This is a genomic window from Thioalkalivibrio sp. K90mix (assembly GCF_000025545.1).
GTDB lineage: Bacteria > Pseudomonadota > Gammaproteobacteria > Ectothiorhodospirales > Ectothiorhodospiraceae > Thioalkalivibrio.
In genome coordinates, this window is the sequence record NC_013889.1 from 1,043,550 (window position 1) to 1,068,650 (window position 25,101).

Annotated in this window: 24 protein-coding genes; 6 read left to right on the forward strand and 18 right to left on the reverse strand. The window is 66.4% G+C overall.

All coding sequences use genetic code 11. The features are described 5' to 3' along the window. Positions 1-8: 8 nt before the first annotated feature. Complete coding sequence (gene lysS, locus TK90_RS04940) at positions 9-1,499, forward strand: lysine--tRNA ligase (protein WP_012982392.1); 1,491 nt, start codon at positions 9-11, stop codon at positions 1,497-1,499. 47 nt (positions 1,500-1,546) lie between these two features. Here the strand turns inward: lysS and TK90_RS04945 are convergent, their stop codons facing one another. The 3 genes from TK90_RS04945 to TK90_RS04955 all read right to left on the reverse strand — a co-directional run bounded on the left by TK90_RS04945 (position 1,547) and on the right by TK90_RS04955 (position 4,890). Beyond that, positions 1,547-2,017 (reverse strand): PepSY domain-containing protein, encoded by a 471-nt coding sequence (locus tag TK90_RS04945; protein WP_012982393.1) that lies wholly within the window; start codon positions 2,015-2,017, stop codon positions 1,547-1,549. A gap of 65 nt (positions 2,018-2,082) precedes the next feature. Further along, positions 2,083-4,215 (reverse strand): SulP family inorganic anion transporter, encoded by a 2,133-nt coding sequence (locus TK90_RS04950; protein WP_012982394.1) that lies wholly within the window; start codon positions 4,213-4,215, stop codon positions 2,083-2,085. A 96-nt stretch (positions 4,216-4,311) separates the two neighbouring features. Continuing rightward, the gene (locus tag TK90_RS04955; RefSeq protein ID WP_012982395.1) at positions 4,312-4,890 is read right to left on the reverse strand and encodes a hypothetical protein; all 579 of its coding nucleotides are present in this window, start codon (positions 4,888-4,890) and stop codon (positions 4,312-4,314) included. Between the two features lie 206 nt (positions 4,891-5,096). On the opposite strand from TK90_RS04955, the gene TK90_RS04960 reads away from it, so the two are divergent. The 3 genes from TK90_RS04960 (at position 5,097) to TK90_RS04970 (ending at position 9,243) form a co-directional block, all read left to right on the forward strand. Continuing rightward, positions 5,097-6,581, forward strand: coding sequence for a sensor histidine kinase (locus tag TK90_RS04960; protein WP_012982396.1), 1,485 nt, complete (start codon positions 5,097-5,099; stop codon positions 6,579-6,581). Further along, positions 6,578-7,984, forward strand: a complete 1,407-nt coding sequence (locus TK90_RS04965; RefSeq protein ID WP_012982397.1) for a sigma-54 dependent transcriptional regulator — start codon at positions 6,578-6,580, stop codon at positions 7,982-7,984. Before TK90_RS04960 ends, TK90_RS04965 begins: the two co-directional genes overlap by 4 nt. A 137-nt stretch (positions 7,985-8,121) precedes the next feature. Next, positions 8,122-9,243 (forward strand): PQQ-dependent sugar dehydrogenase, encoded by a 1,122-nt coding sequence (locus TK90_RS04970; protein WP_017925425.1) that lies wholly within the window; start codon positions 8,122-8,124, stop codon positions 9,241-9,243. A 69-nt stretch (positions 9,244-9,312) separates the two neighbouring features. On the opposite strand, the gene TK90_RS04975 is transcribed toward TK90_RS04970, so the two are convergent. After that, entirely contained in the window at positions 9,313-9,816 is a 504-nt protein-coding gene (locus TK90_RS04975) for a heme-binding protein (RefSeq protein WP_012982399.1), read from the reverse strand. A 213-nt stretch (positions 9,817-10,029) separates the two neighbouring features. Between TK90_RS04975 and TK90_RS04980 the strand changes: the two genes are divergently transcribed. Then, positions 10,030-11,082 carry an acyltransferase family protein gene (locus TK90_RS04980; protein WP_026148110.1) on the forward strand — a complete coding sequence of 351 codons (1,053 nt, stop codon included), beginning with the start codon at positions 10,030-10,032 and terminating at the stop codon, positions 11,080-11,082. Here the strand turns inward: TK90_RS04980 and TK90_RS04985 are convergent. The 6 genes from TK90_RS04985 to TK90_RS05010 all read right to left on the reverse strand — a co-directional run bounded on the left by TK90_RS04985 (position 11,074) and on the right by TK90_RS05010 (position 16,588). Beyond that, positions 11,074-11,808, reverse strand: a complete 735-nt coding sequence (locus TK90_RS04985; protein ID WP_012982401.1) for a hypothetical protein — start codon at positions 11,806-11,808, stop codon at positions 11,074-11,076. The genes TK90_RS04980 and TK90_RS04985 overlap by 9 nt on opposite strands. A 139-nt stretch (positions 11,809-11,947) precedes the next feature. Next, on the reverse strand, positions 11,948-12,151 hold the full coding sequence (locus TK90_RS04990) for a DUF2892 domain-containing protein (RefSeq protein ID WP_012982402.1): 204 nt from the start codon (positions 12,149-12,151) through the stop codon (positions 11,948-11,950). 109 nt (positions 12,152-12,260) lie between these two features. Beyond that, a complete protein-coding gene (locus TK90_RS04995) occupies positions 12,261-12,464 on the reverse strand; it encodes a DUF2892 domain-containing protein (RefSeq protein WP_012982403.1) in 204 nt (67 codons plus the stop codon). Between the two features lie 89 nt (positions 12,465-12,553). Next, on the reverse strand, positions 12,554-13,858 hold the full coding sequence (locus TK90_RS05000; RefSeq protein WP_012982404.1) for a citrate synthase: 1,305 nt from the start codon (positions 13,856-13,858) through the stop codon (positions 12,554-12,556). Positions 13,859-13,992: 134 nt separating this feature from the next. Next, the gene (locus TK90_RS05005) at positions 13,993-14,967 is read right to left on the reverse strand and encodes a sensor domain-containing diguanylate cyclase (protein WP_012982405.1); all 975 of its coding nucleotides are present in this window, start codon (positions 14,965-14,967) and stop codon (positions 13,993-13,995) included. A gap of 124 nt (positions 14,968-15,091) precedes the next feature. Then, positions 15,092-16,588, reverse strand: coding sequence for an FAD-linked oxidase C-terminal domain-containing protein (locus TK90_RS05010; RefSeq protein WP_012982406.1), 1,497 nt, complete (start codon positions 16,586-16,588; stop codon positions 15,092-15,094). 272 nt (positions 16,589-16,860) lie between these two features. On the opposite strand from TK90_RS05010, the gene TK90_RS05015 reads away from it, so the two are divergent. After that, positions 16,861-17,760 carry an alpha/beta hydrolase gene (locus TK90_RS05015; protein WP_012982407.1) on the forward strand — a complete coding sequence of 300 codons (900 nt, stop codon included), beginning with the start codon at positions 16,861-16,863 and terminating at the stop codon, positions 17,758-17,760. 58 nt (positions 17,761-17,818) lie between these two features. Here the strand turns inward: TK90_RS05015 and TK90_RS05020 are convergent, their stop codons facing one another. From TK90_RS05020 to TK90_RS05055, 8 genes are read right to left on the reverse strand one after another with little or no spacing between them, the layout of a single operon-like run. Further along, the gene (locus tag TK90_RS05020) at positions 17,819-19,543 is read right to left on the reverse strand and encodes a complex I subunit 5 family protein (protein ID WP_012982408.1); all 1,725 of its coding nucleotides are present in this window, start codon (positions 19,541-19,543) and stop codon (positions 17,819-17,821) included. After that, positions 19,540-21,063 (reverse strand): complex I subunit 5 family protein, encoded by a 1,524-nt coding sequence (locus tag TK90_RS05025; protein ID WP_012982409.1) that lies wholly within the window; start codon positions 21,061-21,063, stop codon positions 19,540-19,542. The genes TK90_RS05020 and TK90_RS05025 overlap by 4 nt, the downstream gene beginning before the upstream one ends. Then, a complete protein-coding gene (locus tag TK90_RS05030; RefSeq protein ID WP_012982410.1) occupies positions 21,060-22,544 on the reverse strand; it encodes a complex I subunit 5 family protein in 1,485 nt (494 codons plus the stop codon). The genes TK90_RS05025 and TK90_RS05030 overlap by 4 nt, the downstream gene beginning before the upstream one ends. Beyond that, entirely contained in the window at positions 22,541-22,942 is a 402-nt protein-coding gene (locus tag TK90_RS05035) for a cation:proton antiporter subunit C (RefSeq protein ID WP_012982411.1), read from the reverse strand. Before TK90_RS05035 ends, TK90_RS05030 begins: the two co-directional genes overlap by 4 nt. Beyond that, positions 22,942-23,937, reverse strand: coding sequence for a hydrogenase subunit MbhD domain-containing protein (locus TK90_RS05040; protein WP_012982412.1), 996 nt, complete (start codon positions 23,935-23,937; stop codon positions 22,942-22,944). The genes TK90_RS05035 and TK90_RS05040 overlap by 1 nt, the downstream gene beginning before the upstream one ends. Continuing rightward, positions 23,934-24,230, reverse strand: a complete 297-nt coding sequence (locus TK90_RS05045) for a monovalent cation/H(+) antiporter subunit G (RefSeq protein ID WP_012982413.1) — start codon at positions 24,228-24,230, stop codon at positions 23,934-23,936. The genes TK90_RS05040 and TK90_RS05045 overlap by 4 nt, the downstream gene beginning before the upstream one ends. Continuing rightward, on the reverse strand, positions 24,220-24,537 hold the full coding sequence (locus TK90_RS05050; protein WP_012982414.1) for a monovalent cation/H+ antiporter complex subunit F: 318 nt from the start codon (positions 24,535-24,537) through the stop codon (positions 24,220-24,222). Before TK90_RS05050 ends, TK90_RS05045 begins: the two co-directional genes overlap by 11 nt. Next, complete coding sequence (locus tag TK90_RS05055) at positions 24,534-25,088, reverse strand: Na+/H+ antiporter subunit E (protein ID WP_012982415.1); 555 nt, start codon at positions 25,086-25,088, stop codon at positions 24,534-24,536. Before TK90_RS05055 ends, TK90_RS05050 begins: the two co-directional genes overlap by 4 nt. Positions 25,089-25,101: the final 13 nt, after the last annotated feature.

Genomic DNA, 25,101 nt, shown 5'->3' on the forward strand with positions numbered 1-25,101 from the left:
GATTCCCGATGACCGAGATTACCGACGAGAACAAGCTGATCGCCCAGCGTCGTGCGAAGTTGAACGAGCTGCGCGAGGCCGGCCCGGCCTTCCCCAACGACTTCCGCCGCGATGCCCTGGCGGCCGATCTGCACGCCGCGCATGACGCCACCGAAGGCGAGGCGCTGGAGGGGCAGGGGATCCGCGTGACCGTGGCCGGGCGCATGATCGGCAAGCGCGTAATGGGCAAGGCGAGCTTTGTCCGCCTGCGCGACCAGTCCGGGGACATCCAGCTGTTCGCTCAGCGCGACAGCCTGCCGGAGGGCGTCTACGCGGCCTTCAAGCACTGGGACCTGGGCGACATCGTCGGCGGGCAGGGCACGCTGTTCAAGACGAAGACCGGGGAGCTGACGGTGCAGCTGGACGAGCTGCGCCTGCTGACCAAGAGCCTGCGCCCGCTGCCGGAGAAGTTTCACGGGCTGACCGACCAGGAACAGCGTTATCGTCAGCGCTACGTGGACCTGATCACCAGCCCGGACAGCCGCGAGCTGTTCCGCACCCGTACCCGGATCGTGCGCTACATCCGCGAATACTTCGAGCGCGAGGACTTCATCGAGGTGGAGACCCCGATGATGCAGGTGATTCCCGGGGGCGCGACCGCGCGGCCGTTCGCCACCCATCACAATGCGCTGGACATGCCGCTGTACTTGCGCATCGCGCCGGAGCTGTATCTGAAGCGCCTGGTGGTCGGTGGCTTCGAGAAGGTCTTCGAGATCAATCGCAATTTCCGCAACGAGGGGCTGTCCACCCGGCACAACCCCGAGTTCACCATGCTCGAGTTCTACGAGGCGTTCGTGGACTACCACGCGCTGATGGACCGCACCGAGACGCTGCTGCGCGGGCTGTGCGAGGACGTGCTGGGCACGACCACCATCGAGTACCAGGGCGAGACCTACGATTTCGGCCAGCCGTTCACGCGGATGACCGTGCGCGAGGCGATCCTCGCGCACAACCCGGAGATCAGCAGCGAGGACCTGGCGGATATCGACAAGGTACGCGCCCACTGCGAGCGCCTGGAAATCCCGATCAAGCAGAGCTTCGGCCTCGGCAAGCTGTGGACCGAGATCTTCGAATACACCGCCGAAAACAAACTGCGCCACCCGACCTTCATCACCGCGTATCCGACCGAGGTCTCGCCGCTGGCGCGGCGCAACGACGACGACCCGTTCGTGACCGACCGCTTCGAGCTGTTCGTCGGCGGGCGCGAGATCGCCAACGGCTTCTCCGAGCTCAACGACCCCGAGGACCAGGCCGAACGCTTCCAGGCCCAGGTCGCGGAGAAGGACGCCGGCGACGACGAGGCGATGCACTATGACGCCGACTACATCCGCGCCCTGGAATACGGCCTGCCGCCCACCGCCGGCGAGGGCATCGGCATCGACCGCCTGGTGATGCTGCTGACCAACAGCCCGTCCATCCGCGACGTGCTGCTGTTCCCGCACCTGCGCCCGGAGGCCTGACCGGCTACGGGAAATCCCCCGGGCCGGTCAGGGCCCGGGGGGCAAGGTCAGTCGCGGTCGACTTCCAGCACGGTATAGCTGCGACGTTCCAGCTTTAGCTCCAGCTCGGTGCCATCATCTGTGCGTCCTTCAATCTCGATGCGATCACGCTCGTCCAGTTCGATCTCCTCGAACCGTTTCATGCCGTGTTCTTGGGCAATGGCCACCGCTTGCAGGATCTCGGCATCGGTCAGCCCGCGCTTGCGATTGGAGCCGCGTTTGGTCTCTTCTTCCAGGATGCGCCCGTCGAGATCGAACTTGACCGCGATGCGGCGTTCGCTTGCCTTCCAGCCTTCCAGTTCGAAGCGGTCGTCACCCTTTGCCTCGATCTCCTTGTAGCTGGAAACGCCGTATTCCTTCCCGATCTCGAGGATGCGTTCGACGGTGTCGAGCGGCAGGGAGTCCGCCTGCGCTGGGGATAGAAGCAGCAGCCCGAACAGCAGGGTGGAGGCAAGGGTACAGCGCAAAGTCGGTTTCATGGCGGGCCCTCCGTGAGGCACTGAAGCAAAGATTAGACCTGTTTCGCGGGATGGGTTCCGGCCGGTCACGAGGCTGCGCCAGCCGGGGTTCGGGTCACGTCTTTCCCGCCATGATCACGCTCTTGAGGCTCCGTGCGGTCGGGCGTGGCGAGTGCGCGTTGCTGGAGCTCGGCGAGAGCGATCTGCTTGTTCGGGAAGATGTTTTCGCGGCCGATCTCGTCCAGCAGGCCCGCGCGCTCCATGGCTTCGCGGACAGGTTTCTTCAGGCCGCTGAACATCAGCCTGCAGTCGGCCGCCGCGAGGTCGCCGATCAGGGCACGCACCTTGTCCACACCCGAGGCATCGATACGGTTGATGCTGTTGCCGAGTACGAGTACCGCGCGGGCATTCGGGTTGCGCGCGACGGCGTCCATCACGGCGTCCTCGAAATGGGCGACGTTCATGAACACCAGCGAGGCATCGAAGCGCAGCACGGTGAACCGGTCCCCCGCCGGGCGCAGGTCGTTGCTGATGGCCCCGGCCAGGGCACCGTCCGGGCGCAGGCCCTGAATCTCCGATCGCGGGCGTACCGTGCCGACCAGGAACAACAGCGATGACAGGATCACCCCGACGATCACCCCGTTGGCAAGGTCCGGCGCCATGTACAGCGTGACGCCGAAGGTCAGAAAGCCGGCCAGGCCGTCGGCACGGCTGATCGTCCAGGATCGTGCGAGGGTCCGGAAATCGAGCAGACCGAAGACCGCGGACATCACGATGGCAGCCAGTACGGCCTGCGGGAGGTGGTAGAGGTAGGGGGTCAGGAACAGCATGGTGATCAGCACGCCGATCGCGCTGACCACCGCGAACAGGCCGCTTTGGGCGCCGGAGCGGGCCGCGACGGCCGAGCGCGAGAACGACCCACTGACGGAGTAGGACTGAAAGAAACTGCCCACGATGTTGGCCAGGCCCTGGCCGATCAGCTCCTGATTGGGGTTCAGCTTTTCGCGGCGCTGGGCTGCCAGGGCGCGCGAGATGGAAGTGGCCTCCATGAACCCGATCAGGGCCATCACGAAAGCGGCAGGGAGCAGAGCGGGGATGACCCCCCAGTCCAGGACCGGCAACTGCAGGCTGGGCAGACCCTGCGGGATGGTGCCTACAACCTGTCCGCCGGAGGCGACGATGATGCGGTCCCCGTCGAAGCCGGAGAGTCGCCATGGGCGGCCTGCCGCATCGTCCTCCCAGGCGCGGAAACGACTATTGCCGTCCGCGTCCTCGGTACGTTCCAGGCGTTCGGCGTGCGCGGCAATGCGCAGGTCGCTCAACTCGCGTTTCAGCCGTGCCTCTTGCACCTCCAGGCGGGCGACCTGCACCGCCAGCTCCGGGGATTCCTCGCCCGCCTTCTCGGCCTCCTTCAGCTTGCGGCTGCTCTCGCTCAGGTCTTCCGAGGTGGTGTTCAGCGCGGCGCGGGTGTCGGCCACATTCTGGTAAAGCTCGCGGCTCTCCGTGGCCTCAATCTGCTCCGGCGTGATGGTTTCGTTGTTCTGGAATCCGGTCAGCGCGCTGATCAGGGTTCCCAGCACGACGACTACCAGCACCCCCGGCAGGCGCGGCATGACTCGGCGCAGCCCGATCAGGGTCAGCAGGGTCCCGGCACCGAATGCAATGGTGGGCCAGTGCGCCTGTTCGAGCTGGGTGACGACCCCGGCAAAGTCGGTCAGGAATGCCCCGGTATCGGGCTTGGGCACATTGAAGAAGGTGTTGATCAGGGACAGCCCGATGATGAGCGCGGCGGCGTTCGTGAAACCCACAATTACCGGCTGCGAGACGAAGTTCATCAGGATGCCCAGGCGGAACACCCCCAGAAGCAGCCGCATGATGCCGACCATCAGCGCGAGCAGGATCGAGAGCTGGATGAAGTAGTCCGTGCCGGCTACCGCGAAGGGGGCCAGTGATGCCGCCGACAGCAGCGACAGCATCGCCACCGGGCCGGTATGCAGAAAGCGCGAAGAGCCCCACAGCGAGCCGACGATCGCCGGAATGGCCGAGGCGTACAGGCCATAAACCACAGGCAGGCCGGCCAGCGTCGCGTAGGCCATGCCCTGGGGTACCAGGATCATGGCGACGCTGAGCCCGGCCACTACATCGGCGCGGATGGAGGTTCCCGGCATCGGGAACCAGGCAAGAAAGGGAAACAGTCGGTAGGTCCAGTTGCTATTCATCTAGGGGTGGCGTTCCTTGTTTAGTCGAGGGGCCGATCGGGGGCATGCCGGCGACCGGAGGTCCCGGGCCGGTTGCGCGAAAACACAGGGCGGGTTCTAGCCCGCCGATGGGACCGCAGCGCCGAGGGCAGCCGGCCGGCGTTCCTTGCGTCCCTCGGTACGGGGGGCTGCGACCATCACAACCGGTAGTTCGGTGGCGGTCTCGGTGCCGAGGATCTGGTGTCCGAGGTAGCCCTGTTCGTCACAGACCAGGAAGTCCAGCCGCAGGCCACGACCGAGTACCCGCCGCAAGGCACGTTCGGGATCGCCGGTCAGGGCCTCGATGTGTACGCCGTGCGGCAGGGAGGGCTGATCCCGGGTGAATCCGTTGATCAACGTCCGCGCCTCGCTTTCGCCGAGAAAGGTCAGGACGACGAGCTCGGCGTCCAGGCGCTCGCAGCTGTCGGCGGCGTAATCGAAGACATGGCGGGAAGCGAACGGCCCGACGAACAGGCCGATGCGGCGGCGTGGTTCCGGCTGTGGGGCGGGTTCCGCCAAGCGGTTCGCGGCTTTCGTCGAGTTCGTTGGTTCGTGAGCGAGCGAGCGGTACTTGTCGGTCATTGGCTGCATCTCGGCGAGGTCTGCGTAGGCGAGACCTTCCAGCATCTGTTTCATCGCGCGGGTCAGGGCAGGCATTGGTGTCTCCATTGGGTTGGTCAACGGAGTTATTGCACGCTGCGTGCCAGATCGTAAAAACAATGACTTACATCAGTTCCGGGTGCGTTCCAGCTGGTGGGGTGTTGCAGGTTGCATCGATTTCGTTCGGCGGCCCGGAAACGCCATTGCCAAGCGGTTGCAGATAGTTGCAATATGTAACAATCCATATTGCAACGAGTAACATCATGGGTCGCAGCTTGCGCAGCAAGGTTCGCTGGGTATACGCCGGAGTCCTGGTCCTGGTGCTGGGGCTCGTCGTCGCCCAGTACGTGGTGCTCTCGACGATCGAGACCCGCCTGCAACAGGGCGACGTGGTGGCCGAGCTGCTGCAGGACAGTCTCGAGATGCGCCGCTTCGAGAAGAAGTTCTACAGCACCGGCGAGCATGGCGACCTGGCAGCCGCCCGGGATCATGCGGAGGCCGCGCTGGAGCGTGTACGCGATAACGAGGAGGCGCTGGCGCGGCATGCCACCACAGGCGAACTGGACGAGTTGCGCGGGGCGCTGGAGACCTACCGCAGCGGGCTGGAGCGCTATCCCGGTCTGGCCGGGGCACAACGCCAGGAGGTCATCGAATCGATCCGCAATGCCGGTGGCGAGGCCTCGGCCCTGACCAAGGTACTGAGTCAGCGCGAGCGCGAGAGCTTGCGTACGGGTGTGCAGGTGTCGCGGACGGAGCTGCTGGTGGCGACCGGCATCGTGTTGCTGCTGGTGCTATTGGGTGGCTGGTGGCTGGCACGGCGCATCCTGGCGCCGTTGCGCTCGATGGAGGAACAGCTGCGCGCGATCGGGGCGGGTACGCGCAGTCGCCTGACTGCGCCCACCCGGGACCGCGAACTGGTGTCCTTTACACGGGCCTTCAACGGAATGCTGGACGAGCTGGATGCGCGTCAGGCGGACCTGCGTCGTTCCGAGCGTCTGGCGGCATTGGGTGTGCTGGTCTCGGGAGTGGCCCACGAGCTCAATAACCCACTGGGCAATATCTCCACGGCATTGCAGCTGGTCTCGGAAGAGGGGCCGGGGGGCGATCCGGTCCTGCTGCAGGAGTGGTTGCAGCAGGCCGAGGGGGAAACGTCCCGGGCCCAGAATATCGTGCGTGGTCTGCTGATGTACTCCCGTCAGCAGCCCCAGAGCCCCCGGCGCGAGGAGTGCCGCCCACTCGGCACCATCCTGGACGGGGCACTCGATCTGGTTCGGGCCACCCTGCCGGTGGAGCGGATCGACATGCGGATCGACAGTGCCCTGCAGGTGACGGTCGATCCCGAACGGCTGCAGCAGGTGTTTGTGAATCTGCTCCGTAACGCCTTCGAGGCGGGGGGCGAAGAGGTGGAGGTGCGTATCCAGGCGCAAAGGGGTCGTCTGGGTGACCTCCGGCCGGGTACGGGGGAGCACGTAGTGGGCGATCTCCTGACCCGCGACGCGGCAACCCCGGTGGTGCGGATCGCCATCGATGATGACGGGCCGGGCATACCGGAGGCCGCGCTTGACCACGTGTTCGAGCCATTTTTCCGCGGGCGCGAGGAGGGGAGCGGGTCCGGCCTCGGATTGTTCGTGGCGCAGGAAATCGTGCAGGACCACGGGGGGGCGATCGGCGTCAGCCGCTGTCCGCTCGGCGGGACGCGGTTCCACCTCTGGCTCCCTTGTGATTGCGAGGACGAGGACCGGACATGAGTATGGATTCGGAGCCGACGCGAGGGCCTGCGGCGGAGCCTGGCAATGCCCGGCTGCTGGTGATCGATGACGAGCCGATCGCCTGCCGCCAGCTGGAGCAGGTGTTCCGTCGATCGCCCTGCACGGTGGTGACGCACGAGGATGGCGCGGCCGGTCTGCAGGCGCTGGAACAGGAACGTTTCGATGCGGTTCTGACGGACCTGCGCATGGCTGGCGTCGATGGCATGCAGATCCTGCACCGGGCCCGTGAGCTGGATCCGGACCTGGCGGTCATCATGATCACGGGGCATGCGACCCTTGATTCCGCGGTCGAGGCGATGAAGGCCGGGGCGTTTCACTACATCGCCAAGCCATTCCGGATCGACGAGGTGCGGGAGGTCGTGGCCAAGGCGGTGGAGTTCACCCGGCTACGCCGCGAGAACCATGCCCTGCGTGATCAGGTGGAACAGGGGGGGCGGCGCGCGACGCTGGTGGCGCAGGATGCTGCGATGCAGCGTCTGCTGGAGACGGCCCGCCAGATTGCGCCCACGGACTGCAATGTCGTGCTGACCGGCGAGAGCGGGACCGGGAAGGAGCTGCTGGCCCGCTACATCCACAATCACAGCAATCGCGCGGCGGGGCCATTTCTGGCGGTCAACTGCGGGGCGTTGCAGGACGAACTCCTGGCGAGCGAGTTGTTCGGCCACGAGAAGGGTGCGTTCACCGGCGCCACCCAGCAAAAGAAAGGCCTGTTCGAGAGCGCCGCGGGCGGGACACTGTTTCTCGACGAGGTTGCCGAGACGAGTCCTGCGATGCAGGTGAGTCTGCTCCGCGTCCTGCAGGAACGGGAGGTGTTACGGGTCGGCGGACGCAAGCCGATTCCGGTGGATGTCCGTGTCATTGCCGCCAGTAACCGCCGTCTGGATCGGGCGGTGGACCGCGGCGAGATGCGCGAGGACCTGTATTTTCGCCTGAACGTGGTGAACCTCGTGCTGCCACCGCTGCGCGAGCGCCGCGACGATATCCCGCTGCTGGCCTACTACTTTCTCAAGCGCCATGCGCTGGCCATGGGCAAGCGCATCGACGACATCCAGCCGGAGGCGCTGGAACGCCTGGTTGACCATGACTACCCCGGCAACGTGCGCGAACTGTCCAACATCATTGAACGTGGTGTGGCTCTGGCCCGCACGTCCCGTCTGGCGCTTGCGGACCTCCCGCGCAGCCTGCGCGAGACGACGGTGCGCGTGGTCGACGAGACCCAGGCGCCGCTGAGGACGCTCGAGGAGCAGGAGGCGATACAGATCCGTCAGGCCCTGGAGCAGACCGGGGGTAACCGCACGCAGGCGGCGCGCCTGCTGGGCATCGACCGTGTCTCGCTGTGGCGCAAGATCAAGCGTCTGGGCATCGATGTGGGCTCTCATTGAGGGACTCGTCTCGGTGCCGTTGGACCGCCACGGTTGTGCCGTCCGCGAGTGAACAATCCCGTTGCCTGGGTGTCCCATTTTCTCGAAGAACCAGGATAGGGAGACACAGCATGCGAGACGGAATTGTGGACGCACCCATGACACGATTTGGCGGGTTGCTGGCGGGCATGGCGCTGGCGATGTCAGCCGGGGCGGGCGAGACGGTCGAGTCTGGCATCAGTACCGAGTACGAACAGTTCGACCTGGTGCGGGTTGCGGGCGATCTGGAACACCCGTGGTCGGTGGCGTTCCTGCCCGGTGGAGGCTATCTGGTCACCGAGCGTACCGGCGCGCTGAAGCACATCCGCAGGAACGGTGAGGTCCGCGAGGTGGCGGGCGTGCCGGATGTGGTGGCCCGCGACCAGGGCGGGCTGCTGGATGTGTCGCTTCATCCGGATTTTCGTGACAACGGCTGGGTCTACCTGACCTATTCCTCTGGTGACGAAGATCAGTCCTACACCGCGCTGGGGCGTGGCCTGCTGGAGGATGGCGAGCTGCACGACTTCGAGAAGCTCTTCGAGCAGGATCGCGGGGGCAGTAATCACGGCCATTTCGGTTCTCGCCTCGCCTGGCTCTCCGATGGCACCCTGCTGATGACCATCGGCGACCGCCGCCAGGAGGAGCCGGCCCAGGACCTGTCCAGCCACAGCGGCAAGCTGTTGCGCCTGACCGAGGATGGCGAGGCCCCGGCAGACAACCCGTTTGCCGACCGTGAAGATGCCCAGCCGCACATCTATGCCTACGGCCTGCGCAACGCGCAGGGGCTGGTGGTCGATCCCGCCGATGACACGATCTGGCTGACCGATCATGGCCCACGTGGCGGGGACGAGCTCAATCGGATGGAGGCTGGCGGTAACTACGGCTGGCCGGGTGTCACCCGTGGACGTGAATATCCGACCGAGCGCCCGTTTGGCGATGCCCGTCAAGCGGACGATGTGATCCCCCCGGTCTACGAGTTCCTGCCCACGCTGGCGCCCTCGGGTCTGGCGCTGGTCACCTCGGATCGCTTCGAGGCCTGGGAGGGTAATCTGCTGGCCGGCGGCCTGCGCGCGGAGCGTATCCTGCGCATCGTGATCGAGGACGACGAGGTCGTGCACATGGAAGAGTTGTTGCACGGCAAGATCGGGCGCATCCGCGATGTGCGCGAGGGCCCGAACGGTCATATCTACGTACTGACGGACGAGTCCGATGGGGGCCTGTATCGGATGGAGGCCCGGTAGAGCGATCGAGTAACCCGGGTTCAGCAAGCAGGGCCCTTCCAGCGGGAAGGGCCCTGTTGTTTTTTGGCGCTAGAACAGGTCGTCGCGGATGGCGTCGATACCCGCTTCCGCACATTCGTGGTCGACTTCACCACTGGGGGCGCCGGAGACGCCGATGCCACCGATGATGCTCCCGTTATCGGTGATCTGCACACCACCGCCCAGGATGGTCACATTCGGCAGGTGCTGAATGCCGTAGCCGAGCTCGCCCGGCATGGTCATTTCGCGCAGCTCCAGGGTGTCGGTACGGAAGCTGACCGCTGTCCAGGCCTTCGACACGGCGGTATCGACGGTATGGGCACCGGCGAAGCGGTCGCGTTTCACGGCCTGGGTTACACCGTGACGATCCACAACGGCCACCGCGACCTGGGTATCCCGATCACGACAGGCCTCCACGGCTGCCTGGACCGCTTTTACGGCCAGTTCGGGGAGGAGCGTCGGGGTATTGAAGGTGCCCTCGCTGCTTTGCGCCGGGCTTGCGGCGAAGGCCAGGGCGCCGGCAAGGAACAGGGGGGTGAGCTTGGCGATACGCATGGCGATACTCCTTGGTTTAGATCCCATTTGTTATCTAGTCATTGATCGAGTGTTCCGCAATGGTGGGGGGGGGCGAACATAGTTGGCGAAACCCGCGCGTGATGAGTGATGTTTGCGTGCGGATCGGGCACGGTTGGGCTGTTAATGCAGGCGTCGACAGCGCATGGAGGACGACGGGTGGAACACAGTAAGGCCAGGGAGGGCAGGCGCAGGCTGGAAGGGGTCGATGTGGCCCGTGCGCTGGCCATGATCGGCATGCTGATGGTGCATGTGGGGCCCACGCGCCTGGAGTCTGTCGCGGGGCAGTGGTATGCGTTGCCGCACGGGCGGGCCTCGGTGTTGTTCATGCTGGTGGCCGGGGTCGGGATCTCGTTTCTGGCGGCCTCGCGGCGTGTCGCGGCCGAGGGCCTGGCCGGACAGCTCCTGTGGCGGGCGCTGTTGCTGTTCCCGCTGGGCCTGGCCCTGCAGGCCATGCAGGACGAGCTGAACGTGATTCTGCAGACGTACGCGCTGTTCTTTGTGCTCTCGATCGGGCTGGTACGGTTGCATACCTCCGTTCTCCTCCTGATCGGTCTGGTGGCCTTCACCCTGGGCCCTCCGCTGTATCTGTATGGTCAGATGCTGGATCCCGATACGTTCCAGCGGGTCGGCATAGGACCCAACAACCCGCCGGGCGTGATGCTGCACGCCCTGGTGTTTTCGGGCCCCTATCCGCTGGTGACCTGGATCGTGCCCTTCCTGGTGGGTCTGTGGCTGGGTCGCTGCGATCTGCGCAGCGACGTGCTGCGTTTGCGGATACTGCTGGTCGGGGCCCTGGTCGCAGGGGTGGCCTGGGGCCTGCATGTGGTGCTCTTTGCGTGGTGGGGCGAGCCGGGCGGGGGACTGCGCTGGGCCGATCTGGCCGACATGAAGGCCCACAGCCAGCGTCCGCTTTGGCTGTTGAATGCGACTGGGGTGGCGGTGGCCGTGCTTGCCGTGAGTCTGGTGGCGGCGGATCGTCTCGGGCGTGCGCTGTGGCCGCTGGTCGCGACGGGCCAGCTGGCACTGACCTTCTACGTGCTGCACCTGGTCGTGATCGCCCTGTGGCGCGATGAATTGGTCTTCAAGCAGGAGGTCGGGCCCGCGCTGCTGGTGGCGGGGGCCTTCACCGGGCTGTTCATGCTGTTTGCGGTGGGCTGGCGCCGGCTGTTCCGCAAGGGTCCCCTGGAGAGCCTGCTGGTCGTGCCGTGGACATGGAGGCGCTCGGCGAAGACCGGATCAGGCTGATGCGCGAGCCTGCTGCGCCAGGCTGCGTGTGGCCTGACGGAATACCGGTCGCAGCGGCTTGTTGAGGAAGGTTCGCGCCCGGCTCGGGGCAATGCCCTGATAGTGACAGAACAGGGCCAGCGCATAGACGAGATCGTCGCGCCCGAGCGATGCCTGGCGTTCTGCGCTCGGGCCACTGCACGAGCCACAGCCACCGACCCGCACGTGGAAGGCCGTGTTGGCGAGCATCACGCCGAATCCCATCTGTGTGGCCAGCAGTTCGGCCACATGCCCCTCGTTGCCGGCCTGCGAGGGGGCAGGCTCTTCCGAGGTGGGGAGCAGTCTCAGCGCGATCTCGCGGGCAAAGTGGCCGATCAAGGCCTCGTTTTCGCCGACCAGCCGGGGGTCGTACGGAATCGGGATGGATTCGGGCCGGGGTGCGTGGCCCCAGGACCCCATCGGCACCGGGTCGTCCAGGAGGTCGTCCGGTTGCGCGAGCCGAAACGGGCCGTCGGCAAAGCCGGCGTGGTGGCACACGGCGTCGAACACGATCTGCGCCATCCCGTGGCGGGTATCGGCCTGTCCGGGAAAATGCTCGCGAATCGGCAGGACCAGGTGGGCCTGGCCTAGCGGGCGCGCCCAGACGGACTGGCGTCGCGCCCACAGGGTTACGGCGCGGACCCACTGGCGGGCCTCGGTGTCGGGTTCGGGGGCGCGCTGGAACAGGCGCGGGATCAGCGAGAGCATTGCGGGAGGCGGGCTTGGGTGCCCCTCCATTGTGCGCCAGGACGGGGTGGTTTGCAGGTCTTTATGGAAACACGGTTCGGTGTTCCCTTGACGCAATAAGGCCCGGGCCGCTCGGCCCGGGCCTTGCCAGATGGCGGGTCTAGTTGAAGGCCTCGCCGGGCTTGACGCCCATGGCCTTCAGGATCATGGCCAGCGGGCAGAAGCCGGTGAACGCCGACTGCAGCAGGTTGAAGCCGACGAACAGGGTCAGCAGCAGCCACCAGGGGCTGAATACCCAGGCCAGGATGGCACTGATGATGACGACGGTGCCGGCAAAGGCAAGGACAATGCGATCGATGCTCATGGGGTTCCTCCCGATTGATCTATTAGACAAAACTAATATGGGCGCGCGGACACAGAAACACAAGGGCCCATCGATCAATGGGCCCGTGCACGTGTCGGAACAGGTGGGGTCAGCGGAAGATCTCGCCAGGTTTCATGCCCAAGCTCTTCAGCACCATGGCCAGCGGGCAGAATCCGGTAAAGGCAGACTGGATCAGGTGGACGCCGATGAATACCGTCAGCAGCAGCCACCATCCACTGGCGGCCCAGGTCAGCAAGGCGCTGATCAGGACGACGATCCCGGCGAAGACCAGGAAAAAGCGATCAAGATTCATGGACGATCCCTCCCTTGTGTCCATTGTTTACTCAGTAGATAGCACCGGCGCTGTTGAAGGGCAAGGGAGGGGAATCACCCCGTAGGTTCCTACCGTTCCTCGATCGCGATGTATTCGCGCGAAGGGTGCCCGGTGTAGAGCTGGCGCGGACGGCCAATGCGCGATTCCGGGTCCTGCATCATCTCGTTCCAGTGCGAGATCCAGCCCACCGTACGGGCCAGCGCAAAGATCACGGTGAACATGTTCAGCGGGATCCCCATCGCGCGCAGGATGATGCCGGAGTAGAAATCGACGTTCGGATAAAGCTTGCGCTCGATGAAGTAGTCATCCTCCATCGCGATACGCTCCAGTTCCATCGCGACGTCGAACAGCGGCTGGTTGTCGGCGCCCATATCGCCCATCTCGGCCAGCAGTTCGTGGCACATCTTGCGGATGATCTTCGCGCGCGGATCGTAGTTCTTGTACACCCGGTGGCCGAAGCCCATCAGGCGGAACGGGTCGTTCTTGTCCTTCGCGCGGGCGACGAAGTCCTGCACGCTCTTGTCGGAGTTCACAATCTCCTCGAGCATGCGCACGACCTTCTCGTTCGCACCGCCGTGCAGCGGGCCCCACAGCGAGGCGATGCCGGCCGAGATCGCGGCAAACGGGTTGGCCTCGGAGGAGCCGGACAGGCGCACGGTGGAGGTCGAGGCGTTCTGCTCGTGGTCGGCGTGAAGGATCAGGATCAGGTCCAGCGCGCGCACGAACACGGGGTTTGGCTGGTAGGGCTCGCTGGGCACGCCGAACATCATCGACAGGAAATTGGCGGTGTATGACAGGTTGTTGTCCGGATACATGAACGGCTGGCCGTGGGCGTACTTGTACGACCAGGCGGCGATGGTGGGCATCTTGGAGATCAGTCGGTGCGCGGCAATGCGGCGGTGCTCCGGGTTATGCACGTCGACGTTGTCGTGATAGAAGGCCGACAGCGCGCCCACCACGCCGACCATGATCGCCATCGGGTGTGCATCGTGACGGAAACCGTCGAAGAAGCGGCGCACCGCCTCGTGCAGCATCGAGTGTTCCTTGATGATGCGCGAGAAGTCGTGCAGGTCGTCGGAGGAGGGCAGTTCGCCGTTCAGCAGCAGGTAGCAGACCTCGAGATAGGTGCTCTCTTCCGCCAGCTGTTCGATCGGGTAACCACGGTAGAGCAGGGTGCCTTCGTCCCCGTCGATGAAGGTCACATCCGAACGGCAACTGGCCGTGGACATGAACCCGGGGTCGTAGGTGAAGTAGCCGAGTTCCTTGTACAGCGCACGGATGTCGATGCAGTTGGGCCCGTGGGCACCTTCCTGGATCGGCAGCTCGATGCTCTTGCCGGTGGTGTTGTCGGTCAGCGTGACGGTCTTGCTCATGAAACGGCCTCGAAGATTCGCTGGGGCGCCCGAACGCGCGGAGTCTAAAAGAGCATGGTAAACCATCGACACGGGCCGGGCAGCGTCGTTCCGGACGGTTTCCCCGAATCCTGGACGGGTTCCACCACGTTATGTCAGTGGGCGTTGCGCTGGTTGCGCTTGTCTTCGTACATGGCCTTGTCGGCATGGGCCTGGGTGGCTTGCAGATCGCCACGTGTATCGCGCGAGCATGCCCCCAGTGCGGCGGAAACCCCGGCCTGGGAGAGGGCTTCGCGGAGGCGCCGGATGATATCCGGAACGTAGTCGATGGGTGTCTCGGGGAACAGGATCGCGAATTCGTCGCCCCCGAGGCGGGCGACTGTGTCGATGTCACGCACGGTCTCGCGCAGGACACGACCGGCGGTTGCGATCAGCCGATCACCGGCGTCGTGCCCCTCGCTGTCGTTGACAAGCTTCAGTCCATTCAGGTCGACCATGACGACGCCAGCCGGCAGACCGTGTCGTGCACAACGATCCTCTTCTGAAGCGAGGGCGAACGACCAGCCGCGGCGGTTGTAAACGCCGGTGAGGGTGTCGGTGTGGGCCTCAAGCCTTAGCGTTTCCTGCTCGCGCTCCAGGCTGTCGACCTGATGGCGCATGTGAATCAGGGACTCGAGGGTCCCCACCGCGGCCTGGATCGGCGCGTCGTGTTCCTCCGGCGAGATGGCGATGGTTTCCGGATGGATCGCACACAGGACGCCATACAGCTGGTGATCGACGTCACGGATGGGGTAGCCGATATAACTGCTGATTGGGGCCTCGTTACCGGCCGCGGCGAGCGCTTCCAGGGCCTCGGCATACGAGGGTTCGCTGGCGGCGTCCGGTGCAATACGCGGGGCGCGGCCCTCGAGCATGCGGATGCAGAAGGAACTGCTCCAGTCGAAGACCGAGCCGGCCTCGATGCCGTAACCGTGGTCGTCCGCGCGAACCACGATCTGTTCGTTGCCTTCCACCCGCGTCAGCATCCAGGTGTCGAGCGGGGCCAGCAAGTGCAGGAGCCGCAGCGTGTTGTCGACGCCCTGGGTGAACGAGTCGTGGGCGGCGTCGCACCGGTCGTGGGAACGTTTCATTCGATCGCGCACGGGCTTCTTGGCGATAGCCCGTTACTTTGGACTGTCGCTGCACCTTATTAGAGTGTCATCCGGACTGCAGCAATTCCAGATTTTGTGGATGCGCGACGGGATCGGCGGCGCCTTACAGTCGAGGCAGGTCGGGGTGCGGGAGCTGGCCGCCATGGACGTGCTGGCGACCGAACTCGGCGCAGCGTGCCAGTGTGGGCACCGCCTTGCCCGGGTTCAGCAGGCCGAGCGGATCGAAGGCCTGCCGCAGCCGGTGGAACTGTTCGAGTTCGAGGGGGGCGAACTGCACGCACATGCCGTCGAGCTTCTCGACGCCCACGCCGTGTTCGCCAGTAACGGTTCCACCGACGGCCACGCATAACTCCAGGATCTGCTGTCCGAAGGTCTCGGCCGTTTCCAGCTGGCCGGGCTGGTTGGCGTCGTAGAGGATCAGGGGGTGCAGGTTGCCGTCGCCGGCATGAAAGACGTTGCACACGCCCAGGCCATGTTCGCGCGACAGCGCATTGATGCGCTCCAGCACGGTACCGAGCTGGTGACGGGGGATGGTCCCGTCCATGCAGTAGTAGTCCGGCGAGATTCGGCCGGCGGCCGGAAAGGCGGCCTTGCGCCCGGCCCAGAACAGGGCCTGCTCCTGGGCGTCGCGCGCGGTGCGCACCTCGGTGGCGCCCAGCTCGAGCAGCTTGCGGCGCACCACCATGATGTCCTCGGAGACCTCGGCGTTGGTGCCGTCGAGCTCGCACAGCAGGATCGCGGCGGCATCCACCGGGTAGCCGGCATGCACAAAATCCTCGGCGGCGCGGATGGCGGCGTTGTCCATCATCTCGAGGCCGGCCGGGATCAGTCCGGCCGCGATAATCCCGGCCACTGCGCGCCCGGCGGCCTCCACATCGTCGAAGCTCGCCAGCAGGACCTGGGTGCGTTCCGCACGGGGCAGCAGGCGTACCGTGACCTCGGTGACGATGCCGAGCATCCCCTCGGAGCCGATCATCAGCGCCAGCAGGTCGGGGCCCGCGGTGTCCAGGGTCTTGCCGCCCAGGCGGATGATCTCGCCATCCAGCGTGACCATTTCCAGTCCCAGCACGTTGTGCACGGTGAGGCCGTATTTCAGGCAGTGCACGCCGCCGGCGTTCTCGGCGACGTTGCCGCCAATCGAACAGGCGATCTGGGAGGAGGGGTCCGGGGCATAGTAGAGGCCCTGCGGGGCCGCCGCCTCGGAGATGGCGAGGTTGCGTACGCCGGGTTGCACGACCGCACAGCGGTTGTCGGCGTCGATCTCCAGGATGCGGTTGAAGCGGGCGAGGGACAGCAGCAATCCGGTGGCACTGGGCAAAGCCCCGCCCGAGAGTCCGGTGCCGGCCCCGCGGGGCACGATCGGGACCTGGTGCTCGCGGCACACCCGCAGGCAGGTAAGTAGTTCCTCTCGCGTGTGGGGCAGCGCGACGGCACCAGGGGTCTGGCGATAGGCGGACAGCCCGTCACATTCGTAGGTGCGGCGCTCGTGGGCCTCCAGTATCAGCCGATCCGCGGGCAGCTCTTGCTGCAAGACCGCGATCGCAGCCGCCAGCGCATCCAGCGCAGTGGAATCCGGGGGCAGGGGCTGTGCGGCACTCATGGTGTGGTCAGGGGCGTCCGGATTGGGTGATGGACCCTTCAGGTTACAGGCCGTGGGCGGCACAGGAAATGTCCGTGTCACTTCGTGTTGTCTCTGGGGAAGAACTGATCGATGTACACACTCGCGTTGGCAACCCAGGTTTTACGAGACCAGGCGCGGTGAAGGCAGATGCAATAAACCGAGTGCGGGTTGGGAATTTTTCCTGTTGCGTGACGGTCTAGTCATTCGCGGGATTACTAGAATGATTCCAACCCCGACCCAAGGAGATTGCGATGCGGTATTCATGGATCACGACGGCCTGTGCGGCCGCTGCCCTGGCTTCAGCCCCGGCGTTTGCGGCCGACAAGGTCACGCTGGAACACGACGACCTGACCCTGATCGGTCATTTCCAGGAGGGGGCCGGCGCCTCGCCTGAAGACGGTGTGGTGCTGATGCTGCACGGCACGCTGGCCCACGGCCGCATGGAGGTCATGCAGGCGGTCCAGGATCAACTGGCCGACCGCGGCCATAACACGCTGTCGATCAACCTGAGTTACGGGATCGACGAGCGCGAAGGCATGTTCGAATGTGATGCGCCGATCCATCATGGGGTGGACGAGCACCTGAAGGAGGTCGCCGCCTGGCAGGAATGGCTGCAGGGTGAAGGCTATGGCCCGGTCACGCTGTTCGGGCATTCGCGTGGCGGCAACCAGGTCGCGCGCTATCTGACCGAGCATGATCCGGACGACATTCGCGCGATGGTGCTGGTCGCCCCGTCGACTTTCGATGCGGACAAGGTCTCCGCCGATTACGAAGAGCAGGCCGGCGAACCACTGGGTGAGGTCCTGGCCCGAGCCCAGGAAAAGCACGATCGTGGCGACGGCTCCATGCTCGAAGGCGTGCGTTTCCTGCAGTGTGGCGAGCTGGATGTCGCGCCCCATGCGTTCCTGAGCTATTACGATCCGGCTCCGGTCCACAACACGCCCAGCGTGATCGACGGCATTCAGACCCCGACGCTGGTGGTGATCGGGTCCGAGGATGACGTGGTGGCGGATCTTCCGGAGCGGATGGATGCGGTCGAGGACAAGGAGCACATCACCGTGAACACCGTCGATGGCGCGGATCACTTCTTCCGTGACTTCTTCGCCGACGACGTGGTGGACTTCACCGTCGATTTCCTCGATCAGCACTGATCGGCTGATCCGAGCCCATCAGGCCGGCCCTTTCGGGCCGGCCTTTTTTGTGTGTGTCTCAACCGGCCCAGAGGGTCAGGTACAGGCCCAGCATCGCGGCGGCGAACAGCAGGCCAATGGTCTCCCAGCGCGTGAGTACGCGCTCGGCCAGTTCCAGCCGTTCGCGCAGCCGGTAGCGTACCCAGCGCAGGCGCGCCGGGTGGCGCCCGACGCTGATGAGTGCAGGGTGGCGGTGCCACAGGCGCTGGCCGGTCTGCGCGAGCCACTCCAGGGGCACGACAAGATCGCCTTCCGGCAGCCACGGCCGATCGCGATCCCGGGCCCATCGCCAGGCCAGCAGCCCCAACACCAGGCCGACACCGATGGGCCAGAGAAGGCTCAGGCCCGTCAGCACGACCCAAGCCGGAACCTGCTCCGGTGGGGCGACCGCGACCCCCAGCAGGGGGAAGACCAGCGACATGCACGCCAGGCCACCCCAGGCCCACCAGCGGCGGGAGTCCGCGCGCGGGGGCGCCTGTGTGCCTTGCTGTGCCTGATACCAGCGCCAGAGGAAGCGCAGCATCAGGAGCGTTGTGCCGGCGGCCGCCAGCGTCAGCGCGAATTCCGTATGAGCCATCCAGCCGGCCAGATCGGCGTCGTACAGCGGTTCCTTCAGGATGTTCTTGGCGAGTGCTCCGCTGGTCATTGGCATCCCGGCCAGGGCGAGAGCCGGCAGCACCGCGAACAGGAAAAACGCCAGGCGGGCTGCACCACCCGCGGGGCGTTGCGTGGTCATCCCGGCGGCCAGGAACAGCGCACCCTTGGCAAAGCCGTGGTGCACCGCGTAGAGGGTAACGGCCATCAGCAGCCAGGCCCGCAGGTCGGGCAGGACGAGCGCCAGCCCGGCCCCGGCCGTCATCAGTCCCATCTGGCTGATGCTGGAGTACGCGAGGATGGTCTTGGGACGCGACTGCACGGCCCCGGCGAGTGCGGCGAGGAAGGCCGCCGACAGACCCAGCAGCACGAGGGTCTCGCCGAGCAGCACGTGGCCGGTCTCGTCCAGTGGCAATACCCGCAGCCAGCCCAGCAGGCCCGCCTTGATCATCGCCCCCGATAGCACGGCGCTGGCTGCGACCGGTGCGGCCGGATGGGCCAGTGGCAGCCAGAAATGCAGGGGAAGCATGCCGGCCTTGATACCGAACCCGAGCACCAGCAATGCAAGCCCCCAGCCCTCGGGCCGCGCCTCGGCGATCGCGGTCAGCCGCGTATCGCCACCCGCCTGGTGGATCGCCATTACGAAGCCGGCAAACAACAGGATCTCGCCAACGACGGCCAGAATCAGATAGATGCGCCCGGCCCACCAGGCCTCCGCGGTATTGGAGTGCACCACCAGCCCATAGGCGGCCAGGCTCATCAGCGAGAAGAACAGATAAAAGCTCAGGGCGTCCTGCGCGAGAATCAGGCCCAGGTTTCCGGACAGCGCGAGTAGCCAGAACACGTAGAAGCGGTGGCGCAGCGGGTCATCCTGGCGGTCGCCGAGGGCGAACAGGCCGGCGGCCAGCCACAGCCCCGAGGTGAGCGCCAGAAAGGCCTGCCCCAGGGGATCCAGCCCCAGCAGGGTGTTCAGCATCAGCCAGTCCAGGACGGCGGGTTCGACATCGCCTCCAACCGCCGCGACCACAAGACCGGGCAATGCGGCCCACGGGAGCCAGCGGTTGAATCGGGTCCGGTGTGGTCGCAGGCCGATCAGCACCGCCAGCAGCAACGGGACCAGAGGGATCGCCAGCCAGACCAGGGCGTTCATGGCGCGAACCCCGGGATCGAATAGTCGCGTTCCACGATCAGGGTCACCCAGTCGAGCGGACTCAGACTCATCCCGGCCAGCAGACCGCCGAGCAGGCTCAGCGCTGCGACGAATAACGTCGGGACGAGCAGCATCCAGTGCGTCTCGAAGCGCGTGGGGCCGCTATGCTCGACCATGTGCTCGTGCCAGGGGGTGCGGCGCTCGCCGAGCCAGCCCCGGATCACCGGTGGCAGAAAGTACGCGGCATTGAGCAGGCTGCTGGCCACGAGCACCGCCAGCACCCAGTGGAACTGGGCCTCCAGCGCGCCCAGGCCCAGATGCCATTTGGTCACGAAACCGGCGAGCGGCGGCAGCCCGATCATCCCCAGGGCGCCAAGGGTGAAGGCCAGCATGGTCAGGGGCATGCGGCGGCCTACGCCGTCCAGCTCGCTGATCTTGTGGATGCCGAGGGTCTCGGCGAAGTTGCCGGCACAGAAGAACAGCGTGATCTTGGTGATCCCCTGGTGCACCAGATGCACCAGCCCGCCGATGACCCCCAGCGGCCCGGCCAGCGCGACCCCCAGCACGATGTACGAGACCTGGCTGACGGTGGAGAAGGCCAGCCGCTGCTTCAGGTCGTCCGTGCGCAGGGCCTGGATCGAGCCGTACAGGATGGTGATCGCGGCGATCACCACCAGTCCAGCCGCCAGCCCGAGCTCGATTGCGACCTCGGCGCCATAGACGTCGTTCACTACCCGCACGATCCCGAAGGCCCCGGCCTTGACCACCGCGACCGCGTGCAGCAGGGCGCTGACCGGGGCGGGCGCGACCATCGCGATCGGCAGCCAGGAGTGCAGCGGTACCAGGGCCGCCTTGACCCCGAACCCGATCATCAGCATCACGAACAGGACCTTGAGCGTGGTCTCGTGTGTGGTCGCGAGGTCGCCCAGGTAGCCACCCGGCACGAAAGACTCGGCACCGGCCAGCAGGGTCAGCCAGACGATGGCGGTGAACAGCACCAGTCCGCTGGTCAGGGTGTAGGCGAGATACAGCCGTCCGGCGCGCAGGGCGGCGGGGGTGCCGCGATGCACCACCAGTGGCCAGGTGGCCAGCGTCAGCAGCTCGTAGAAGATCAGCAGTGTGATCAGGTTGCCCGACAGCGCGATCCCGACCGTGGCACTGACACAAAGGGAAAAGAACCCAAAAAAGCGGCTGCGTCGGGGCGAACCTTCCAGATACCCGATGGCGTACACGGTGGTGACGAACCACAGCACCGCCGACAGCGTGGCGAACAGCAGCGACAAAGCGTCCGCCGCAAGCACAAAGTCGATCCCTGGCACGAGCGGAAGGACCAGGCGGTACTCGTCGCCACGCAGAACGCTCACCAAAAGCCAGCCGACCAGCACCAGCTTGGTCCCGGCCCCGCCGAGGTTCAGCAGGGTCCGCAGCCCGTAGCGCCGCTCGGGCAGGAAGAAGATCGCCAGGCCCGGGCCCAGCGAACTCATCAGGATGGCGAGGAGCAGCCAGCCGCCGTCGCTCATGGTGCCCCCGGCGTCAGTGTCAGGGTGTGCAGGGTCAGGGTGCCGGCGAAGCCGGCGGCGGCCGCGACCACGGCCAGCCCCAGCGGCACCCAGTCCATCCACGGCGAGACCGCCTCGCCAGGGTTCTGGGGACCACGGTGAAAGGCCGGGGCCACCATGCGCAGCACGTACCCGGCCGCGAGCAGCCCGCCCCCGGCAATCGCGATCACCCACAGCACGCCGATCAGGCTGCCTGCCAGGATCGTGGACAGGCCCGCCTCCAGCAGCAGGTACTTGGCGATGAAGCCGCCGGTGAAGGGCAGGCCCATCAGGCTCACCCCGGCCAGGCCCAGCGCGAATACGGTGCGGCCGCGGGCGCGCAGGACCGCGCCCATGTCGGCCAGACGGTCATGCCCGGCCGCGTGCTGCAGTGTGCCGGCGGCGAGAAAGACGGAGGCCTTGGCCAGGGCGTGCACGACGGCAAAGAACACCACCACCTTCCATGCCCCGGAGTCCACCAGCATCAGCGGGAAGGCGATCAGCAGGTAGCCAAACTGGGCCACGGTGGAGTAGGCAACGATGGATTTCAGGCGCCCGGAGCGCAGGGCCTGGGCCGAGCCCCAGATCAGCGCGGCCACGCCAAGCAGCCCCACCAGGATGCCGAATGCCGGTGTGGCCAGTGGGGCAAAGGGGCCCATCCACAGGCGCAGGATCAGGTAGAACGAGCCGGTGACCACCAGGCCGGAGAGCACCGCGCTGACGGGGGCCGGGGCGGAGCCGTGTGCGGGGGCGAGCCAGACATGCAGCGGGAACAGCGCCGCCTTCAGCATCAGCCCGGCGGTCATCAGTACCGCGGCCATGCGTTCGGTGGGGCCGATCTCCGTACGGGCCTCCAGCAGCACCAGGTCGAGCACCCCGTGCTCCCCGAACAGGAGCACGACCCCCATCAGGAAGCTGAGCGAGCCGAGGATGTTGATCAGCAGATAGCGCATCGCCCCGGATACGGCGGCCGCGGTCCCTGTGAACGCCACCAGTGCCACCGCCGACAGCGACACCACCTCCAGCGAGATATACAGGTTGAAGGCATCGCCGGACAGCAACAGCATGTTCAGCCCGGCCCACAGCCACAGCCACAGGGGCCAGAACTGGCGGCGTTCGATCGGGTCGTGCACGTACCCGAGGCTGTACAGGCTGGTCGCCAGCCCCACCACGCCGGTGAGGACCAGCAGCGTCATCGACAGCCCGTCCAGGTGCAGCATCACGCCGAGGGGGGCCTCCCAGCCGCCCAGCGCCACGCGTGTGGCCGCGTTCTCCGGCTCGGGTCCCGCAGCCAGGAACAGGGCGCTCAGTGTGACTACGGCTGCGGCCATTAGAACCGCGCCATAACCCCCAATCCGGTGCGCCTGGCGCGGCCAGATCGTGGCGAGGATGGCCAGCGCCAGTGACAGGGCCACCAGTCCGCTGATCGCCAGCGGGAGCATCGCGGCGGGTGTCTCGCTCATTCGCGATGCTCCCGCTCGTACTCCGCGGAAGGGGCGTGCTCCTCGCGCGAGATGTCGTCCACCGGTGCGTCGTCGTCTGGTGGGCCGGGTAGCATCATCGCCTGCCCCGTGATGCGTGCCAGGCGCACGACCAGCGCCAGGGCAAATGCCGTCGCGCTGACCGCGACCACGATGCCGGTCAGCGTGAGCGCCTGCGCAACCGGGTCCGGTGGGCCCTCGCCGCGGGCCGCAATGCCCAGCAGCACCATGAATACCCCGGAACCCATGATGTTCAGCGCAAGAATCCGCAGGACCAGGTGATGGCGGCGTATCAGCCCGTACAGGCCGAGCGCGAACAGGACCGCGCCGGCCGTCGGATAGATCAGGCCCGGAGCCAGTTGCTGGGCAAGCCATTCCATTAGTGATCGTCTCCGGCAGGCCGTCCGGCAATGAACAGCGCCACCAGGGTGAGGGCGATCGACAGCGTGGCCGCCACCTCGATCACGATGATCAGCGGATAGGCCCACTCGGGCGGATAGCCGAGCAGGCCCGGGCCGATGAACAGGCCAATGACCCCAATCGCGAGGAACAGGCCCACACCTGCGGCCAGGCCCAGCCGCAGTGGCGTACTCGGCGCCATCGGCAGGTCGCGCGGCCGCGCCAGTACAAGCAGGATGCCCGCGGCGCCCAGGATGGCCCCCGCCTGAAACGCCCCGCCCGGGGCATGGCTTCCCGCCCAGAGGATATACACGCCGGTGACGATCGCGACCGGCACCAGGAGCCGGAGGGTGCCGGGCAGGATCGGGCCGGGCGCCGGGCGTGCCGGCAGGCGGTCGTAGCGGCCCAGCGACCAGGCCCCGAGCAGTGCGATCAGGACGATCGCCAGCTCCAGGAAGGTGTCATAGGCGCGAAAGTTCAGCAGCACGGCGGTGATCGGGTGATCCACGCCCGAGACGCCCATGTGTTCGTCGACCACGGGCTCCAGGCCCACGGCGTCCGGCTGATGCCACAGGGCGGTGACCATCAGCCCGCCAACCACCAGGGCGAAGGTCAGTGCCGGAACAAAGGTCCGTCGTGGCGGCGGGGGGTCATGCAGGGCGTGCAGCAGGGCATCGGCGCCGGCCGGGTCGGGTGGCTCGTCAGGGCGTCCACGCCGGCGTTCGACCGCGATGCTGCGCAGCCTCTCCAGCGTGACCAGCAAAAGGGCGCCGGTGATGCCGGCGCCAATCGCGGCCTCGGCCAGGGCGATGTCCGGGGCCTCCAGACGCACCCAGGCCAGCGCGAGTAGCAGTCCAAAGGTGATGAACAGCACCACCGCCCGGAAGAGGTCGGTACTCGCCAGGCAGCGCCAGGCGACCCCGAGGAGTCCGACCAGCAGGACCAGGTCGAAGACGACGAGGAGCAGGCCGCTCATCGGTCGGACTCGAATTCCCCGTGGGTCCAGGTGCGTTGCGCCACCATGTGCGCGGCCGTGGTGCCGGCCGCCAGGACCAGTACCCAGATCAGGAACAGCTTGAGGATGTCCGCCGGCCCGCCGGCCTGCAGCATCAGGCCAAGGATGACCAGGCCCAGCCCGACATTGTCCGCCTTGGTCAGCGCGTGCAGGCGGGAGTAGACATCCGGGAAGCGCAGCAGCCCGGCCGTGCCGGCCGCGAAGAACACCAGTCCGGCGAGGATCAGGATCACGGTCAGGGTGTTAGCGATCATCGTCCGGCTCCTTTTTCTGGCCGTGGCGCTGATGGATGGGCGTGCCCGAGGGTTCCGGCAGGCCGTGCTGGCGGACGAACGCGACCGCAGCCACCACCGCCAGCAATGCGAAGACCAGCGCGACGTCGACCAGTGCCGGGGTCTCCAGCGTCAGTGACAGCAACAGCAGGATGGTGACCCCGGTAGTCCCGAACAGCTGGGCGGCCAGCATGCGGTCGCCGGAGCCGGGGCCGCGCAACACGCGAATCAGGCCCAGGAGAATGGTCGCCAGCAGGAACAGCGCCGCGCCCAGATAGAACGCGCTCATGTGCCCCCCTCCTTACGGCGCCGCGGATCCTCGAAGGCCGCGTGGATACGCCGCTCGAGCTCGCGCAGCGCGACTTCGGGCTGGCCATGGCGATCCAGCACATGGACAGTCAGCAGGCGCCCCTCGAGGCGAACGCTGAGGGTCCCCGGGAGCAGGCTGAGCACGGCCATGAACAGGGTCAAAGGTGGTCCATGCGGAAGGTCGGCCCGGTACTCGATGAAGTCCGGTGCGATGGGCAGTTTGGGGTCCAGTGCGCGTCGGGCGATGTCGATGCCGCCGAGGAAGGAGGCTCGCAGGAAATAGCCGATCAGGCCCGGTATGGCCCGGATTCGGACGCCGAGGGGGCGACCGCTGGGCAGTACGAGGCTGGCGGCCCCGGCCAGCAGAACCGCGAGCAGTGCCAGGGGTTCCAGCAGGGCATCAAGCCCGGCCAGGATCCACCACAGCACGGCGGCGGCCAGGACAGTCCAGGCTGCCCGCCGCCAGCGTGCCCGGGCGCGGTTGAGGCCGGCCCGGCTCGTTGCGTCCCTGTGCTTCGCCACACGGGTCATTGTACCGGCCCGT

What these genes read in the sequence shown, in the direction of transcription:
- TK90_RS04950 (WP_012982394.1), bottom strand. Translation starts at nt 4,215, where the DNA reads ATGAATAGCAACTGGACCTACCGACTGTTTCCCTTTCTTGCCTGGTTC.
- TK90_RS05005 (WP_012982405.1), bottom strand. Translation starts at nt 14,967, where the DNA reads ATGAAACGTTCCCACGACCGGTGCGACGCCGCCCACGACTCGTTCACC.
- lysS (WP_012982392.1), top strand. Translation starts at nt 9, where the DNA reads ATGACCGAGATTACCGACGAGAACAAGCTGATCGCCCAGCGTCGTGCG.
- TK90_RS04970 (WP_017925425.1), top strand. Translation starts at nt 8,122, where the DNA reads ATGACACGATTTGGCGGGTTGCTGGCGGGCATGGCGCTGGCGATGTCA.
- TK90_RS05020 (WP_012982408.1), bottom strand. Translation starts at nt 19,543, where the DNA reads ATGAACGCCCTGGTCTGGCTGGCGATCCCTCTGGTCCCGTTGCTGCTG.
- TK90_RS05015 (WP_012982407.1), top strand. Translation starts at nt 16,861, where the DNA reads ATGCGGTATTCATGGATCACGACGGCCTGTGCGGCCGCTGCCCTGGCT.
- TK90_RS04945 (WP_012982393.1), bottom strand. Translation starts at nt 2,017, where the DNA reads ATGAAACCGACTTTGCGCTGTACCCTTGCCTCCACCCTGCTGTTCGGG.
- TK90_RS05000 (WP_012982404.1), bottom strand. Translation starts at nt 13,858, where the DNA reads ATGAGCAAGACCGTCACGCTGACCGACAACACCACCGGCAAGAGCATC.
- TK90_RS05035 (WP_012982411.1), bottom strand. Translation starts at nt 22,942, where the DNA reads ATGGAATGGCTTGCCCAGCAACTGGCTCCGGGCCTGATCTATCCGACG.
- TK90_RS04995 (WP_012982403.1), bottom strand. Translation starts at nt 12,464, where the DNA reads ATGAATCTTGATCGCTTTTTCCTGGTCTTCGCCGGGATCGTCGTCCTG.
- TK90_RS04955 (WP_012982395.1), bottom strand. Translation starts at nt 4,890, where the DNA reads ATGCCTGCCCTGACCCGCGCGATGAAACAGATGCTGGAAGGTCTCGCC.
- TK90_RS05025 (WP_012982409.1), bottom strand. Translation starts at nt 21,063, where the DNA reads ATGAGCGACGGCGGCTGGCTGCTCCTCGCCATCCTGATGAGTTCGCTG.
- TK90_RS04965 (WP_012982397.1), top strand. Translation starts at nt 6,578, where the DNA reads ATGAGTATGGATTCGGAGCCGACGCGAGGGCCTGCGGCGGAGCCTGGC.
- TK90_RS05010 (WP_012982406.1), bottom strand. Translation starts at nt 16,588, where the DNA reads ATGAGTGCCGCACAGCCCCTGCCCCCGGATTCCACTGCGCTGGATGCG.
- TK90_RS05030 (WP_012982410.1), bottom strand. Translation starts at nt 22,544, where the DNA reads ATGAGCGAGACACCCGCCGCGATGCTCCCGCTGGCGATCAGCGGACTG.
- TK90_RS04985 (WP_012982401.1), bottom strand. Translation starts at nt 11,808, where the DNA reads ATGCTCTCGCTGATCCCGCGCCTGTTCCAGCGCGCCCCCGAACCCGAC.
- TK90_RS05050 (WP_012982414.1), bottom strand. Translation starts at nt 24,537, where the DNA reads ATGAGCGCGTTCTATCTGGGCGCGGCGCTGTTCCTGCTGGCGACCATT.
- TK90_RS04975 (WP_012982399.1), bottom strand. Translation starts at nt 9,816, where the DNA reads ATGCGTATCGCCAAGCTCACCCCCCTGTTCCTTGCCGGCGCCCTGGCC.
- TK90_RS05045 (WP_012982413.1), bottom strand. Translation starts at nt 24,230, where the DNA reads ATGATCGCTAACACCCTGACCGTGATCCTGATCCTCGCCGGACTGGTG.
- TK90_RS04960 (WP_012982396.1), top strand. Translation starts at nt 5,097, where the DNA reads ATGGGTCGCAGCTTGCGCAGCAAGGTTCGCTGGGTATACGCCGGAGTC.
- TK90_RS04990 (WP_012982402.1), bottom strand. Translation starts at nt 12,151, where the DNA reads ATGAGCATCGATCGCATTGTCCTTGCCTTTGCCGGCACCGTCGTCATC.
- TK90_RS05040 (WP_012982412.1), bottom strand. Translation starts at nt 23,937, where the DNA reads ATGAGCGGCCTGCTCCTCGTCGTCTTCGACCTGGTCCTGCTGGTCGGA.
- TK90_RS05055 (WP_012982415.1), bottom strand. Translation starts at nt 25,088, where the DNA reads ATGACCCGTGTGGCGAAGCACAGGGACGCAACGAGCCGGGCCGGCCTC.